This is a genomic window from Leisingera sp. ANG49, from assembly GCF_059694505.1.
The window spans coordinates 41,550-56,455 of record NZ_JCATZN010000003.1 but is presented as its reverse complement, the minus strand read 5'-3'; the positions used below and the strand labels follow the sequence as shown (position 1 = coordinate 56,455).

15 protein-coding genes are annotated in these 14,906 nt (G+C 63.2%); all 15 read right to left on the bottom strand.

The window, feature by feature from the left end; genetic code table 11:
• Nucleotides 1-53: 53 nt before the first annotated feature.
• The 15 genes from AC58NV_RS10580 to mdh all read right to left on the bottom strand — a co-directional run bounded on the left by AC58NV_RS10580 (nt 54) and on the right by mdh (nt 14,851).
• Nucleotides 54-362, bottom strand: a complete 309-nt coding sequence (locus tag AC58NV_RS10580; protein ID WP_497227098.1) for an EthD family reductase — start codon at nt 360-362, stop codon at nt 54-56.
• A 331-nt stretch (nt 363-693) separates the two neighbouring features.
• On the bottom strand, nt 694-1,152 hold the full coding sequence (locus AC58NV_RS10575; protein WP_497227097.1) for a hypothetical protein: 459 nt from the start codon (nt 1,150-1,152) through the stop codon (nt 694-696).
• 231 nt (nt 1,153-1,383) lie between these two features.
• Nucleotides 1,384-2,775, bottom strand: coding sequence for a dihydrolipoyl dehydrogenase (lpdA, locus tag AC58NV_RS10570; RefSeq protein WP_497227096.1), 1,392 nt, complete (start codon nt 2,773-2,775; stop codon nt 1,384-1,386).
• Between the two features lie 70 nt (nt 2,776-2,845).
• Entirely contained in the window at nt 2,846-3,115 is a 270-nt protein-coding gene (locus AC58NV_RS10565) for a hypothetical protein (RefSeq protein ID WP_174146125.1), read from the bottom strand.
• A gap of 164 nt (nt 3,116-3,279) precedes the next feature.
• On the bottom strand, nt 3,280-3,672 hold the full coding sequence (locus tag AC58NV_RS10560; protein ID WP_497227095.1) for an MAPEG family protein: 393 nt from the start codon (nt 3,670-3,672) through the stop codon (nt 3,280-3,282).
• Between the two features lie 73 nt (nt 3,673-3,745).
• Entirely contained in the window at nt 3,746-4,018 is a 273-nt protein-coding gene (locus tag AC58NV_RS10555; RefSeq protein ID WP_497227094.1) for a hypothetical protein, read from the bottom strand.
• 80 nt (nt 4,019-4,098) lie between these two features.
• On the bottom strand, nt 4,099-5,607 hold the full coding sequence (gene odhB, locus AC58NV_RS10550; protein ID WP_497227093.1) for a 2-oxoglutarate dehydrogenase complex dihydrolipoyllysine-residue succinyltransferase: 1,509 nt from the start codon (nt 5,605-5,607) through the stop codon (nt 4,099-4,101).
• Nucleotides 5,608-5,619: 12 nt separating this feature from the next.
• Nucleotides 5,620-8,571, bottom strand: a complete 2,952-nt coding sequence (locus AC58NV_RS10545) for a 2-oxoglutarate dehydrogenase E1 component (RefSeq protein ID WP_497227092.1) — start codon at nt 8,569-8,571, stop codon at nt 5,620-5,622.
• A 42-nt stretch (nt 8,572-8,613) separates the two neighbouring features.
• Entirely contained in the window at nt 8,614-8,871 is a 258-nt protein-coding gene (locus tag AC58NV_RS10540) for a hypothetical protein (RefSeq protein WP_497227091.1), read from the bottom strand.
• Between the two features lie 53 nt (nt 8,872-8,924).
• Entirely contained in the window at nt 8,925-9,500 is a 576-nt protein-coding gene (locus AC58NV_RS10535) for a DUF805 domain-containing protein (protein ID WP_497227090.1), read from the bottom strand.
• 87 nt (nt 9,501-9,587) lie between these two features.
• Nucleotides 9,588-10,472: a succinate--CoA ligase subunit alpha gene (gene sucD / locus AC58NV_RS10530; RefSeq protein WP_497227089.1), complete on the bottom strand. Its 885-nt coding sequence runs from the start codon at nt 10,470-10,472 to the stop codon at nt 9,588-9,590.
• A 13-nt stretch (nt 10,473-10,485) separates the two neighbouring features.
• The gene (locus AC58NV_RS10525; protein ID WP_497227088.1) at nt 10,486-11,313 is read right to left on the bottom strand and encodes a glycosyltransferase family 25 protein; all 828 of its coding nucleotides are present in this window, start codon (nt 11,311-11,313) and stop codon (nt 10,486-10,488) included.
• 138 nt (nt 11,314-11,451) lie between these two features.
• Nucleotides 11,452-12,387, bottom strand: coding sequence for a hypothetical protein (locus AC58NV_RS10520; RefSeq protein ID WP_497227087.1), 936 nt, complete (start codon nt 12,385-12,387; stop codon nt 11,452-11,454).
• Nucleotides 12,388-12,392: 5 nt separating this feature from the next.
• Entirely contained in the window at nt 12,393-13,586 is a 1,194-nt protein-coding gene (gene sucC, locus AC58NV_RS10515) for an ADP-forming succinate--CoA ligase subunit beta (RefSeq protein ID WP_366661383.1), read from the bottom strand.
• 302 nt (nt 13,587-13,888) lie between these two features.
• Nucleotides 13,889-14,851, bottom strand: coding sequence for a malate dehydrogenase (gene mdh, locus AC58NV_RS10510; RefSeq protein WP_497227086.1), 963 nt, complete (start codon nt 14,849-14,851; stop codon nt 13,889-13,891).
• Between the last annotated feature and the right edge of the window lie 55 nt (nt 14,852-14,906).

Here is a 14,906-nt window from a genome sequence, read left to right as displayed (position 1 = left end):
CCGTTTTGGCCGGGCCGGGCTGGCGGCGCATTGCGCTGTCAGCCCGGAACTGTTCACTTGATCACCTCGCCGATCAGGATCTGCGGCTGCACATCGGTGAAATTCGGGATGTCTTCCAGCGCAGGCCCCGCCGCCTGCATCGCCGCGTCCAGCGCGGACTGATCGGCAAAGACCATCGTGGCAATGGCAAAGAACGGCGCGGGCACGTGCGGCCCGCCCGCCAGCCCCTTGGTCACCACGATCGACTGCAGATGCGGCCCCATGTGCTGGTCCACGATCTGCATATGTGCATCTGCGTAATAGGCGTGGTCGAAGGTCTTGTCCTCACCGGCGGGGTAGATGACTTGCAATGAAACGGCCATGGTGTGTCTCCTGCGGGTTGAAATGCTGCCCCAGTAATAGGCCGGTTTGCTGCCGTGCCAAACGGAAAAGGCAGCCGCGGGGGCTGCCGGCGGTCGGCCGCGATACCTTTTCGGAGGGAAACAGGAAAGCACCGTGCGGCCCGGGAGAGCCGCCCGGGCCACCGTTGCCGTTGCACCCGGGCGGAAAATATCCGCAGGCCCGGGAGGCCCGGACAGGGGCGCCCGTTCCACATGCGGCAAACGTGGAGGATGCGTTTGCTGTCATGCTCGAGAGAGAGCCGCCCTATTGGCCGGCGTCCCGCCGGCCTTTACCAGCCTCCCCGGGCTGGGCTCAGTTCGGCGTCATGTTGGAAATCACGCAGTTGTATTCGCCGCCCGGCGTGAACATCACGTCGCCCTCGGGATGGCTGAAATCCTCATCCAGCTTGAAAATGATCCTGTCGACATGCTTGTCTTTCAAGCTTTGCGGCACCCCGTCGGACATGAAGGAATAGGTCCCGGAGATGCCGAGCGGGTAGAGCGGCACGCTTTCCCCCATGAAATCAGCAGTGGCGGATTCGATCATGGTGCTGGGGTCGATCGAGTAGCTGACCTTCAGCGGCGACCCGGCGACGCCGCCCATGCTTTCCTGGCACATCTTGGTGCCTGCAGCGGAATAGGAGCCGTTCTGCTCGACCCCGAATTCCTGGGTCAGCTCCAGTTTGACGGTGCCGGATTGTGCGGCGGCAAAGGCGGCAGTGGCGGCGGCGGCCAGTGCCAGGGCGGTCAGGGAATGCGTCAGATTGTTCATGGGATACCTACTCAACCAAAAGATGAAACATGTTTTATGCCAGACGGTTACTGGCGTCGTTCGACGCTAGGGGCGGCAGTTCTAACATCTGGTAAATCTTTGCCTCGGCTGTTTAACAAAGTTGTCTAAACCTTAGGGGAAAGGTGTTTAAAGTCAGGCGCTTACGAAAGTGAAGAGGCGCCGCTTGCGGAAGCGGCGCCTCTTTTTACGGTGGTTTGCCTCAGTGGCTGCTCAGCTGTGGATCGGCCCGTCGCCGCAGGCCAGCGCCGCTTCGCGCACGGCTTCGGAGTAGGTCGGGTGGGCGTGGCAGGTCAGTGCAACGTCCTCGGCTGAGGCGCCGAATTCCATCGCCACGCACAGCTCGTGGATCATGTCGCCCGCCGCCGGGCCGATGATCGCGGCGCCGAGGATGCGGTCGGTTTCTGCGTCGGTGATGATCTTGACGAAGCCGCCCTCGGCCTGGTGCACCGCCTTGGCGCGCGCATTGCCCATGAACATGAACTTGCCGACCTTGACCTTCTTGCCTTCGGCCTTCAGTGCGTCTTCGGTCTGACCAACGGTGGCAACTTCGGGCGTGGTGTAGACGACGCCCGGGATCACGCCATAGTTCACATGGCCGTGCTTGCCCGCGATCACCTCGGCCACTGCCATGCCCTCGTCCTCGGCCTTGTGCGCCAGCATCGGGCCTTCGATCACGTCGCCGATGGCATAGATGCCGGGCAGATTGGTGCGCCAGTGGTTGTCGGTGGCGATCTGGCCGCGCTCGGTCATCTTGATGCCAAGCGCATCCAGTCCCAGCCCCTCGGAATAAGGCTTACGGCCGGTGGCGACCAGCACCACATCGGCGTCCAGCGTGACCTCGTCTCCGCCCTTCTTGGGCTGGTACTTGACCTTGGCCTTGGTCTTGGAGGTCTCCACCCCCTGCACCGCGGCGCCCAGGATGATGTTGAGGCCCTGTTTTTCCAAGATCCGCTTGAAGCTGCGCTGCACGTCCTTGTCCATGCCGGGGCAGACCGCGTCCATGTATTCGACCACGGTCACCTCGGAGCCGAGGCGGGCATAGACCGAGCCCAGTTCCAGCCCGATCACGCCGGCGCCGATCACCGCCAGTTTCTTGGGGATCTTCGGCAGTTCCAGCGCGCCGGTGGAGGAGACCACGATCTTCTCGTCGATCTCCACGCCCGGGATCGAGGACGGCACCGAGCCGGAGGCGATCACGATGTTCTTGGCCTCATGCACCTCATCGCCGACCTGCACCTTGCCGGCCGCCGGAATGGACGCCCAGCCCTTGATCCAGTCGATCTTGTTCTTCTTGAACAGGAACTCGATGCCGCCGGTGTTCTGGCCGATCACCTCATCCTTGTAGGCCTTCATCTGGTCCCAATCGACCGAGGGGCTTTTGCCCTTGAGGCCCATATGGGCAAAGTTGTGCTCTGCCTCATGCAGCAGGTGGGTCGAGTGCAAGAGCGCCTTGGACGGGATGCAGCCGACGTTCAGGCAGGTGCCGCCGAGGGTCTCGCGGCCCTCGACAACAGCTGTTTTCAGTCCCAGCTGGGCGCAGCGGATGGCGCAGACATAGCCGCCGGGGCCGGCGCCGATTACGATGACGTCATATTGGGACATGGGTCTGTCTTCCTCTGTTCTCCCTGGTTCCGTTTTCCGGAACACGCGTTAGGGGATAGTGGTCTTAGGATCAGACGGGGGTCAACATCTTGATCGAGATATTGGTGACCCCGTCGCGTTCAAGGTGCATGGCGAGTTCTTCGGAGCCGAAGAAAGCGCGGGCCTTCTCCAGGTCGGTGATCGCGAACAGCGCCACGGCGTGGTTCTTGCGGTCCGGATCGCTCCAGACGTTCATGTCGGTGATGCCTGCGGCCTGACGGTTGCGCTTGTCCTGCCGGAACACGGTGAGCCAGGCGTCGAAATCGGCCACATCGGCCTGCCAGAGAACATGGGTTGCCATTGGTTATACTCCTTTTCCGTATTGAAGGCAGGATGCCCCGGTAAGGGTAAGGAGCGCTTTGATTCCACTCAAGAAAGGCGGGTACTGCAGCCGTTTCCGCAGAATTGCGGCGCTGTCCCCGGCCCGGGCGGAGGCAATTTGAGTATTTCCGGAAAGATGAAAGCTCATGCGAGGAGCACCCCCGCGAGCATGGCGGCAAGGCCGCTGGTGGCGATGAGCCAGATGGCGGTGCGCAGGTAAGGCACGCCGCTGAGGTAGGCGGGCAGGTAGAGGGCGCGGCCTGCGAGATAGGTATAGAGCCCTCCGGTGATCAGGGCGTCTTGCAGGCCGGCCAGCTCCGCCACCAGGGCGAGGCTGATGAAGATCGGGGCGGTTTCTAGGAAATTGGTGAAGGCACGCCGCGCCCGGCCCGCCAGCGCGCCGCGGCTGACAGAGCTGTCGCGCGGGCCTGCGGTCCAGGCATTGCCCACCGAGAGCTTCAGCAGGAAGCTGTCGCAGCTCACGTGGATCAGGGCGAGGATCGAGAGGCAGACAAGGCCCCAGAGCGGGAGGGTCATGACTGTCCTGCCTTGGCCACTGGAGTGGCTTGAGCAAGGGAGGCAAAGCAGGTTTTACGAACCACCGGGCGTTTCATTGGTCCCGTCCCTTGCGCTGCTTGATCCATAGGAAAAAGGGATAAACCCAGCCGGTGACAGAAATCGCCAGGAGAGTTTTGTGGCTGGGGTTCCTGAAACTTTCGAAACCGGACATCAGCCAAATGGGCATTACTACGGCTGCAAGCAGAAGCCAGGCCCTGAACCAGAATGCAACGGGACTTTGCTTTTTGAATGAGGCAAGCCGATGCTTCAAAGCGAATAGCCTTGGAAACTCCTGTTCCGCATCTGGTTCAGGCTGAAAGCTCATTTAATTCTCAAACACGAAAATTGTTTGTCGTCTCTTTAACCCCGGGCCGGTTATTGGGCCCGGGGAGATGTGTGATCAGCTTACAGATCCATCAGCAGACGGCGCGGATCCTCCAGTGCTTCCTTGACGCGGACCAGGAAGGTCACGGCGCCTTTGCCGTCGACGATGCGGTGGTCATAGCTCAGCGCCAGATACATCATCGGGCGGATTTCCACCTTGCCGTTGATCGCCATCGGGCGGTCCTGGATCTTGTGCATGCCCAGGATGCCGGACTGCGGAGGGTTCAGGATCGGCGAGGACATCAGCGAGCCGTAGACGCCGCCGTTGGAGATGGTGAAGGTGCCGCCCTGCATTTCCGCCATCGACAGTTTGCCGTCGCGGGCGCGGGCGCCTTTTTCGGCAATCGCCTTCTCGATGGAGGCAAAGGACATCGCGTCGGCGTCGCGGATCACCGGCACCACCAGACCCGTCGGCGTGCCTGCGGCGATGCCCATGTGGACGTAGTTCTTGTAGACGATGTCGGTGCCGTCGATCTCGGCGTTGACTTCCGGCACTTCCTTCAGCGCATGGCAGCAGGCCTTGGTGAAGAAGGACATGAAGCCCAGTTTCACGCCGTGCTTCTTCAGGAACAGGTCCTTGTACTCGTTGCGCAGCGCCATCACCTCGGTCATGTCGACCTCGTTGTAGGTGGTCAGCATGGCGGCGGTGTTCTGGCTGTCCTTCAGGCGCTTGGCGATGGTCTGGCGCAGGCGGGTCATCTTCACCCGCTCCTCGCGCGCGGCATCGTCCGCGGTCACCGGGCCGCGCACCTGGGCCGGGGCGGGGGCCGCGGCAGGCGCGGCCTTGGCGGCCGCCACGGCAGCGGCAACGTCTTCCTTCATGATGCGGCCGTCGCGGCCGGTGCCGGTGACTTGCGACCCGTCGATGCCGGCCTCTGCCATTGCCTTCTCGGCAGACGGCGCGTTGGCGACATCCTTGGACCCGCTGGCAGCGGCGGCCGGCGCCGCGGCGGGGGCAGCGGCCGCTCCGGCGGCGCCTGAGGCGATCACGCCCAGCTGCGAGGAGGCCTGCACGGTGGCGCCTTCAGCTGCCATGATTTCGGTCAGCACGCCGGCTGCGGGGGCAGGCACCTCGACGGAGACCTTGTCGGTTTCCAGTTCGCACAGCATTTCATCCTGCGCGACAGAGTCGCCCACTTTCTTGAACCACGACGAAACGGTTGCTTCGGAGACCGACTCGCCAAGCGACGGAACCATGACCGGCACCGGGGCGCCTTCGCCGCCGGAGGGCGCAGCAGCCGGAGCCGGTGCTGCCGCAGCAGCGGCAGGGGCAGGGGCTGCGGCGGCGCCATTGGCCTCGCTCAGGGTTGCCAGCAGCGCGTCGACGCCGACGGTTTCGCCTTCGCCGGCGACGATCTCGCCCAGGGTGCCGGCCGCGGGCGAGGGCACCTCGACGGTCACCTTGTCGGTTTCCAGCTCGCAGAGCATTTCATCGGCATTGACGCTGTCGCCGGGCTTCTTGAACCAGGTGGCCACGGTGGCCTCGGTCACGGATTCGCCCAGGGTGGGTACGCGGACTTCGGTTGTCATGTCTCTTTATCCTCAGATGCTCAGCGCTTCGTTCACGAGGGCTGCTTGTTGGGCTTTGTGTTCGCTGGCCAGGCCGGTTGCGGGCGAGGCCGAAGTGGCGCGGCCTGCATAGACCGGGCGGGTATGCTTGGCGCCGATGCGGGTCAGCACCCATTCGATGTTGGGCTCGATGAAGGTCCAGGCGCCCTGGTTCTTGGGCTCTTCCTGGCACCAGACCATCTCGGCCTGCTTGAAGCGTTCCAGCTCCTTCACCATCGAGATCGCGGGGAACGGGTAGAACTGCTCGATCCGCATCAGGTAGACATCGTTGATGCCGCGGGCGTCGCGTTCCTCCAGCAGGTCGTAGTAGACCTTGCCCGAGCACATGACGACGCGCTTGATCTTGTCGTCCGCCACCAGCTGGGTATCGGAATTGCCGTGCTGGGCGTCATCCCACAGCACCCGGTGGAAGCTGGAGCCGGTGGTGAATTCATCGGCCTTGGAGACCGCCATCTTGTGGCGCAGCAGCGACTTCGGCGTGACCAGGATCAGCGGCTTGCGGAAGGTGCGGTGCAGCTGGCGGCGCAGGATGTGGAAATAGTTCGCAGGCGTGGTACAGTTGGCCACGATCCAGTTGTCCTGGCCGCACATCTGCAGGAACCGCTCCAGCCGGGCGGAGGAGTGCTCCGGCCCCTGGCCCTCGAACCCGTGCGGCAGCAGGCAGACCAGGCCCGACATCCGCAGCCATTTGCTTTCGCCCGAGGAGATGAACTGGTCGAACATGATCTGGGCGCCGTTGGCGAAGTCGCCGAACTGGGCCTCCCACAGGGTCAGCGCGTTGGGTTCAGCCAGCGAGTAGCCGTACTCGAAGCCGAGAACCGCGTATTCGCTGAGTGCCGAGTCGATCACCTCATACTGGGACTGGCCTGCGCGGATGTTGTTGAGCGGGTAGTAGCGCTCCTCTGTCTCCTGGTTGACGACGCCGGAATGGCGCTGCGAGAAGGTGCCGCGGGTGGCATCCTGACCTGCCAGGCGCACCGGGTAGCCCTCCAGCATCAGCGAGCCGAAGGCCATCGCCTCGCCGGTGGCCCAGTCAAAGCCCTCGCCGCTCTCGAACATCTTGCCGCGGGCGTCCAGGAAGCGGCCGACGGTGCGGTGCAGCGGGAAGCCCTCGGGCACCCGGCTTAGCGCGTTGCCGATTTCGGCCATGGTCTCCGGCGCGATCGCGGTGCGGCCGCGCTGGTAGTCGGCGTCCTTCTTGTCCAGATGCGACCAGCGCCCGTCCAGCCAGTCGGCCTTGTTGGGCTTGTAGTTCTTGCCGGTCTCGAACTCTTCGTTCAGATGCGCCTGGAAGGCGGCCTTCATGTCCTCGATCTCGCCCTCGGGGATCAGCCCGTCCTTGACCAGCCGGTCGGTGTACAGCGTCAGCGTGGTCTTGTGGCCCTTGATCTTCTTGTACATCAAGGGGTTGGTGAACATCGGCTCGTCGCCTTCGTTGTGACCGAAGCGGCGGTAGCAGAAGATGTCGATGACCACGTCCTTGTGGAACTTCTGGCGGAATTCGGTGGCGACCTTAGCGGCGTGCACCACTGCCTCCGGGTCGTCGCCGTTCACGTGGAAGATCGGCGCCTCAACCACCAGCGCGTTGTCGGTGGGGTAGGGGGAGGAGCGCGAGAAATGCGGCGCGGTGGTGAAGCCGATCTGGTTGTTCACCACGAGGTGCATGGTGCCGCCGGTCTTGTGGCCGCGCAGGCCCGACAGCGCAAAGCATTCCGCCACCACGCCCTGGCCGGCAAAGGCGGCGTCGCCGTGCAGCAGGATCGGCAGCACCTGGCTGCGGTCATTGTCGCCCAGCTGGTCCTGCTTGGCGCGGACCTTGCCCAGGACCACCGGGTTCACCGCCTCCAGGTGGGAGGGGTTGGCGGTCAGCGAAAGGTGCACGGTGTTGCCGTCGAACTCCCGGTCGGAGGAGGCGCCGAGGTGGTATTTCACGTCGCCGGAGCCGTCCACGTCCTCGGGCTTGAAGCTGCCGCCCTGGAATTCGTTGAAGATCGCCCGGTAGGGTTTCTGCATCACGTTGGCGAGGATGTTGAGGCGGCCGCGGTGCGGCATGCCGATCACGATGTCGCGCACACCCAGGGCGCCGCCGCGCTTGATGATCTGCTCCATCGCCGGAATGAGGCTCTCGCCGCCGTCCAGGCCGAACCGTTTGGTGCCGGTGTATTTGACGTGCAGGAACTTCTCGAAGCCCTCGGCCTCGACCATCTTGTTGAGGATCGCCTTGCGGCCCTCGCGGGTGAAGGTGATTTCCTTGTCGTAGCCCTCGATCCGCTCCTTGAGCCAGGCGGATTGCTCCGGGTCGGAGATGTGCATGTACTGCAGCGCGAAGGTGCCGCAATAGGTGCGCTTCACGATCTCGACGATCTGGCGCATGGTGGCAACCTGCAGGCCCAGCACGTTGTCGATGAAGATCGGCCGGTCCATGTCGGCATCGGTGAAACCGTAGGTCTTGGGGTCCAGCTCCGGGTGCGGCGTGGCCGCGCGCATGCCCAGCGGGTCCAGATCAGCCGCCAGGTGGCCGCGGATCCGGTAGGCGCGGATCAGCATCAGGGCGCGGATCGAGTCGAGCACCGCCCGCTGCACCTGGTCGTCGGTCAGCTCAACGCCCTTGGCGGCGGCCTTGTCGCGGATCTTCTTGCCCGCACCCTTGGCTTCCGCCGGGGCCGGCCATTCGCCGGTCAGCGCGCCGGTCAGATCGTCATTCGGCGCCGGCGGCCAGTCGCCGCGCGCCCAGGAGGGGCCCTTGGCCTCTGCCTTCACGTCCAGTTCGGCATCGCCCATCTGGCGGAAGAACTCGGCCCAGGCGGCATCCACCGCGTTCGGGTCATTGGCGTAACGGGCATAGAGCTGCTCCAGATACTCCGCATTATGCCCCTGCATGAAGGAGGAGGCGTGGAAGAGGTCGTTGGGCGATTGGTCGGTCATCTTAAGCTCCCGAAGAGTCGGTATGCGGTTTGTGGGGTCAGGTCAGGGTTCGCACTGGAACGTGACCTGTTCCTTGGTCGGGTCGAGCGACTGTTCCGGGCCGGAGGTGATGGTCACGGAACTGGCGCCCTTGCAGATTTCGGTTTCGATACGGGTCTGAACGTCCTCGATGCTGGTGCCTGGCTCGAAGTTCAGCACACCCTGCATCGGCTGGGTGATGGCCGCGGCGGAGGTGGCGGTAAGGAGGGCGAGGCTGAGGACCGCTGTGATGAGACCCTTTGTATAACGACTGGTCTGCAAGGGGTTTCTCACCAAAAGACAAAATGCCAATGCGTTCTTGCGGGGTTGTTCCGTCATCTTAAAACCTCATACGGGTTGGTGCCGTATTTATTGGTACCGGGTTGGGACGGAGAGGCTAGCCACCGTATGTTAACAACAAGTACAAGAATGAAGGCGACCAGTAACGCAACTGCAGGAAACGGGCTAACCGAAACCTGGACATGGCCTGACGTTTCTAGTGCGGAAAAGAACTGTTCAATTCCAGTATGTGAAACAATCACAATCAGAATTGCAAAGATCCAAGCCAGTACCGTCAAATAGGGGAAGTAACCTGGTTTTCCAATGTCGTGCATGCGTCTCCAGGCCACTGCAATGAAGGGCACAGCGCAAACTAAGCCGAAAATATTGCCAATGGCTCCACCATGGTAGAGCGTCTGGTACCCTATCGGGTTGCCCTCGGGCTGGCCGTCCGGGCCAAGGGCATATTGATATGTCGTGGTAGGCCCGTTGATCATCGTGTTAATCACTATGGCCACAACAAAACCCAGCATAACGAACCAGAAAAACCTCCAAAACTCAGGCTTAGAGGCTCTGCCGGAAAAATGCAGAGTGTTAAGAAAGCAATTTTTGGCGTTGAGCAGAAGATACATTTTTTTCTCTAGCGCAAATACGCTTGAAAGCGCCCGTCTGTCTCGAAACGGGCGCTCAATAAGCTTATCTAACGGCACACAGCCATCTTACTTGCCGATCGCTTTCAGCACCGCTTCACCCAGGCCGGCCGGGCTTTCGGCGACCACGATGCCTGCGGATTTCATCGCTTCGATCTTGTCCTCAGCGCCGCCCTTGCCGCCGGCGACGATCGCGCCTGCGTGGCCCATGCGGCGGCCCGGAGGGGCGGTGCGGCCGGCAATGAAGCCTGCAACCGGCTTCTTGCGGCCCTTCTTGGCCTCATCGGCCAGGAACTGGGCGGCCTCTTCCTCGGCGGAGCCGCCGATTTCGCCGATCATGATGATGCTTTCGGTCTCGTCGTCGGCCAGGAACCATTTCAGCACGTCGATATGCTCGGTGCCTTTGATCGGGTCGCCACCGATGCCGACGCAGGTCGACTGGCCCAGGCCCACGTCGGTGGTCTGCTTCACCGCCTCATAGGTCAGGGTGCCGGAGCGGGACACCACGCCGACGGTGCCGCGTTTGTGGATGTGGCCGGGCATGATGCCGATCTTGCAGGCGTCGGGGGTGATTACGCCGGGGCAGTTGGGGCCGATCAGGATCGAGGAGGAGTTCTCCAGCGCCCGCTTCACCTTCATCATGTCGAGAACCGGGATGCCCTCGGTGATCGCCACGATCACTTCCATCTCGGCGTCGATCGCCTCGAGGATGGAATCCGCGGCGAACGGCGGCGGCACGTAGATAACGGAGGCGTTGGCCCCGGTCACATGCTTGGCTTCATGCACGGAGTTGAAGACCGGCAGGTTCAGGTGGGTCTGGCCGCCTTTGCCGGGGGTCACGCCGCCGACCATCTTGGTGCCGTAGGCAATGGCCTGTTCGGAGTGGAAAGTGCCCTGCGAGCCGGTAAAGCCCTGACAGATGACCTTGGTGTTTTCGTCGATGAGGACTGCCATGTTGTCGGTTCCTTCAAGCGGTATGTGTGTGTTGGGTCTGCGGGGTGGCCAGGGAACGGCCGTCGAAGCGGATTTTCTCAAGGGTGGCCCGCCCCAGGACCACGCTGGGAAGTATTCGGAAACCGCCGCGGAATTCGTAGATCCCGCGCCGGAGTTTCTGGCGGATCAGCGGCCAGCCCTTGGGCCGGTAGCGCGGCGGGCCGACGCCTGCCTCGCCCGGCGCCTCGTTGCCCTGTTCGGCAAGCGCGGGCTGGACCTGATAGACCTTGATGGCGCGCGCCGGAAGCGAGGCATCAAAGTTGAACAGCAGGTTGTCGAGTGTGATGGCAAACGGGCGGCTGTCCAGAAGGTGCTGCGCCGCTGCCCGGCTGATTACATAGGCTGCACCGCCGGCGTGGCGGGACAGCATCTGCCGAACCTCGCGGCCCAGATGGGTGAAGCGATCCCTGCCAAGCGCCACCTGCAGCTTGTTGGCGCGCCAGCGCTCGAACTTGACGATGCCGGCATCTGCGGGCCACCACGACAGGTCATTCAGCCAGGCGCCGGTGTCGGGCGACAGGAAGACGTCATCCTCCAGGATCAGCGCCGCATCGGCATCGGAGGCCAGGAATGCCTCCCAGGCCTTGGCATGGCTCAGGGTGCAAGCCATGTCCTTGGTCTGGAAATAGCCCCAGCTGCCCTCAGGGGCGCATTGCGTGAGCATCTCCTCGCGGCTGACCCGGGTGCTGTCCACCGCATCGATGCGCTGGGCCGTGAGCCCGGCCTGATCCAGCTCCCGCTGCATCAGCTCCGCCCGGCCCGTGGCCTGCCGCAAGCCTATGAGGTAGACGGCGGCTTTCACTGGGGGGGCTCCGGCAAAATTCGGGAAACAGCCATTGGCGCAGCGCACTGCCGCCCAATGATCGAGTTGTTTCCGCCGGGTTGGAGTTGCATCTGAAGTGCTCCTGGAGTGACTTGATTCAATGTCTGCAAAATGGCGCTATCGGGCCTCGGTGATGTTCACCGAGGTTGTCCAGGCGGCTTTGGATCCGGACAGAGACTGGGAAACCTGAAGCTGCCTGCTGCCGTTGCTCCACGTGCCGCCGCCAATCTCGCTGAAGCCCGCGTTTGCAAGTGATCCGCGCACGGCTGAGGTCACGCTGCCGGGGCTTTCATTGGTTGTGATGGTGACAGAGCAATAGTTCTCCGAACGCCGCGGATTTGCGCGCAGTTCCAAGGCCGATGAACGGTGAGAACCGTTCAGAGCCGCGGCAGTGGAAACCGGGAATTTCCGGTAGAACTTCCGGCGAGTCTCCGAGGCACGCTGCAATTTGTAGCCGCGCTGAGCCAGCCCGTCGGCATTACCGAAGGCACCGGAGACGGATTGCACGCATGCCTGCACGAGCAGGGGCACTTCTCCCGCCGGGCTGCCGGAGGGAGAAATGAAGGCAATGCGTTGCGCCGGCGATGCCGGTGCGGCCAGGGTGGAAGCAGCCGCGGATGCGGTCGCAGTTCCTGCCGCGGCAGCGGAAGTGGCCGTTGCGGCAGGTCCGGCGGCGCGCGCGGCCGGGACGAAGGTGTCGGTTGCGGGATCGTACCTTCCGCCTGCAGCTGGCGCTGCAGTGGCGGCAGGTGCCGGTTGCTGCCCGGCGTCCGGAATGAACGTGTCAGTTGCCGGATCGTACCTCCCGCTCGCAGCAGGTGCTGCGGTGGCGGCAGGTGCCGGTTGCGGCGCAGCGTCCGGAATGAACATGTCGGTTGCCGGATCGTATCTCCCGCCCGCAGCTGGTGCTGCGGTGGCAGCATTGGCACCTTCTTCCGCGGCTTGATAGCCTGCCGGATCAAGGTTCAGCTCGTCGTTTCCAGCGGTGGAACCGCTGGAACACGCCGCGCTCAACAGCGCCAGGCTGACAGCCGAAATGGAACCGACTCTCATTCTGTTCAGCCCTTCACAGCCTTCACGATTTTCTCGGCGCCGTCCTTGAGGTTGTCGGCGGCGATCACGTCGAGGCCGGAGGTGTTGATGATCTCCTTGCCCTTCTCGACGTTGGTGCCTTCGAGGCGGACCACCAGCGGCACCTTCAGGCCGACTTCCTTCACCGCGGCGACCACGCCCTCGGCGATCACGTCGCAGCGCATGATGCCGCCGAAGATGTTGACCAGGATGCCTTTGACGTTCTCGTCGGAGGTGATGATCTTGAAGGCCTCGGTCACCTTCTCCTTGGTGGCGCCGCCGCCGACGTCGAGGAAGTTGGCGGGCTCCGCACCGTACAGCTTGATGATGTCCATGGTGGCCATCGCCAGGCCGGCGCCGTTTACCATGCAGCCGATCTCGCCATCCAGCGCAATGTAGTTCAGGTCGTATTTGGAGGCTTCCAGCTCTTTCGGGTCTTCCTCGGTGGTGTCGCGAAGTTCGGCCACGTCGGCGTGGCGGTAGACCGCGTTGCCGTCAAAGCCGACCTTGGCGTCCAGCACCTTGAGGTTGCCGTCGTCGCCGATGATCAGCGGGTTGATCTCCAGCATCTCCATGTCCTTCTCGACGAAGGCCTTGTAGAGCTGGCCCATCAGCTTGACGCACTGCTTGACCTGGGCGCCTTCCAGGCCCAGCGAGAAGGCGATGCGGCGGCCATGGTAGGCCTGGTAGCCGGTGGCCGGGTCGACCGAGAAGGACAGGATCTTTTCCGGGGTGGCGGCGGCCACTTCCTCGATGTCCATGCCGCCCTCGGTGGAGCAGACAAAGGAGATGCGCGAGGTCTGGCGGTCAACCAGCAGGGCCAGGTACAGCTCGGTTTTGATGCCGGAGCCGGCCTCAATGTAGATGCGGTTCACCTGCTTGCCGGCCGGGCCGGTCTGATGGGTGACCAGGGTGCGGCCAAGCATCTTCTTGGCTTCCTCGGCAGCTTCCTCCACCGATTTGGTCAGGCGCACGCCGCCCTTCTCGCCGGCGTCGGCTTCCTTGAAGGAGCCCTTGCCGCGGCCGCCTGCGTGGATCTGCGCCTTCACGACCCACAGCGGGCCGTCGAGTTCACCGGCGGCGGTCTTGGCTTCTTCGGCCCGCAGCACCACGCGTCCGTCGGACACCGGGGCACCGTAGCTGCGAAGGAGGGCTTTGGCCTGATATTCGTGGATGTTCATCTGAAACTGTCCCGTCTGGCTGCAATTGTCTGCTGCTCAATAGGCCGTGTTAAAGGCAAGTGTTAAAGGGTTTTTTGACAGGCAGCGGAGAAATGCCGAAGATTTCCGGGTTTTGTGATCACGGGTTTTGGGGGTGTGATCACAAATTAACAAAGCCTTGATGCGGGTGATTCGAGCCGGGACCCAAGGGCTGTGCCCGCCGCATCATAGATCAAAAGCGGCAGCCGCAGGAGCGGCGGCGCCGCGGCAAAAGAAAAGGCCCGCCGGAAGCGGGCCTCTCTGATTTCCGGGTGCTGCGGGCCTTAGGCCAGCGAGGCGTCGATGCCTTTGCAGGCCTCGACCAGGCCCTTCACGGCGTTGACCGAATTGTCGAACATCGCCTGCTCTTCCTCATTCAGCTGGATGTTCACCACCTTCTCGATGCCGCCGGCGCCGATTACGGTGGGCACGCCCACGTACATGTCCTTGACGCCCAGCTCGCCGTCGCAATAGGCGGCGCAGGGCAGCACGCGCTTCTGGTCTTTCAGGAAGGCTTCGGCCATTTCGATGGCGGAGGTGGCGGGCGCATAGAAGGCGGAGCCGGTTTTCAGCAGGCCGACGATTTCGGCGCCGCCGTCACGGGTGCGCTGCAGGATTGCGTCCAGGCGCTCCTGGGTGGTCCAGCCCATCTTGACCAGATCGGGCAGCGGGATGCCTGCAACGGTGGAGTAGCGCACGGAGGGCACCATGGTGTCGCCGTGGCCACCCAGAACAAATGCGGTGACGTCTTTCATGGAGACGCCGAATTCCTCAGCCAGGAAGTGGCGGAAGCGGGCGGAGTCCAGAACGCCGGCCATGCCGCAGACCTTGTTGTGGGGCAGGCCGGAGAATTCTCGCAGCGCCCAGACCATTGCGTCCAGCGGGTTGGTGATGCAGATCACGAAGGCGTTCGGCGCGTGGTCGCGGATGCCTTCGCCGACGGATTTCATCACCTTGAGGTTGATGCCCAGGAGGTCATCGCGGCTCATGCCCGGCTTGCGCGGCACGCCGGCGGTCACGATGCAGACGTCGGCGCCCGCGATGTCCTCATAGGACTGGGTGCCTTTCAGGGAGGCGTCGAAGCCCTCGGAGGGACCGGATTCTGCGATGTCCAGCGCCTTGCCTTCGGGGATGCCTTCGGCGATGTCGAAGAGTACGACGTCGCCCAGTTCCTTGAGGGCTGCGAGATGTGCGAGGGTGCCGCCGATCTGACCTGCGCCGATGAGGGCGATTTTGGGTCGTGCCATTGGAAAATGTCTCCGGTCCGGTTGAAATTTCCTGATGCCTACGGCGTAAAACCGG

Excerpts from the sequence above, each read along its gene's own strand:
- AC58NV_RS10580 (WP_497227098.1), bottom strand. The coding sequence starts at position 362 with ATGGCCGTTTCATTGCAAGTCATCTACCCCGCCGGTGAGGACAAGACC.
- AC58NV_RS10575 (WP_497227097.1), bottom strand. The coding sequence starts at position 1,152 with ATGAACAATCTGACGCATTCCCTGACCGCCCTGGCACTGGCCGCCGCC.
- lpdA (WP_497227096.1), bottom strand. The coding sequence starts at position 2,775 with ATGTCCCAATATGACGTCATCGTAATCGGCGCCGGCCCCGGCGGCTAT.
- AC58NV_RS10565 (WP_174146125.1), bottom strand. The coding sequence starts at position 3,115 with ATGGCAACCCATGTTCTCTGGCAGGCCGATGTGGCCGATTTCGACGCC.
- AC58NV_RS10560 (WP_497227095.1), bottom strand. The coding sequence starts at position 3,672 with ATGACCCTCCCGCTCTGGGGCCTTGTCTGCCTCTCGATCCTCGCCCTG.
- AC58NV_RS10555 (WP_497227094.1), bottom strand. The coding sequence starts at position 4,018 with ATGAGCTTTCAGCCTGAACCAGATGCGGAACAGGAGTTTCCAAGGCTA.
- odhB (WP_497227093.1), bottom strand. The coding sequence starts at position 5,607 with ATGACAACCGAAGTCCGCGTACCCACCCTGGGCGAATCCGTGACCGAG.
- AC58NV_RS10545 (WP_497227092.1), bottom strand. The coding sequence starts at position 8,571 with ATGACCGACCAATCGCCCAACGACCTCTTCCACGCCTCCTCCTTCATG.
- AC58NV_RS10535 (WP_497227090.1), bottom strand. The coding sequence starts at position 9,500 with ATGTATCTTCTGCTCAACGCCAAAAATTGCTTTCTTAACACTCTGCAT.
- sucD (WP_497227089.1), bottom strand. The coding sequence starts at position 10,472 with ATGGCAGTCCTCATCGACGAAAACACCAAGGTCATCTGTCAGGGCTTT.
- AC58NV_RS10520 (WP_497227087.1), bottom strand. The coding sequence starts at position 12,387 with ATGAGAGTCGGTTCCATTTCGGCTGTCAGCCTGGCGCTGTTGAGCGCG.
- sucC (WP_366661383.1), bottom strand. The coding sequence starts at position 13,586 with ATGAACATCCACGAATATCAGGCCAAAGCCCTCCTTCGCAGCTACGGT.
- mdh (WP_497227086.1), bottom strand. The coding sequence starts at position 14,851 with ATGGCACGACCCAAAATCGCCCTCATCGGCGCAGGTCAGATCGGCGGC.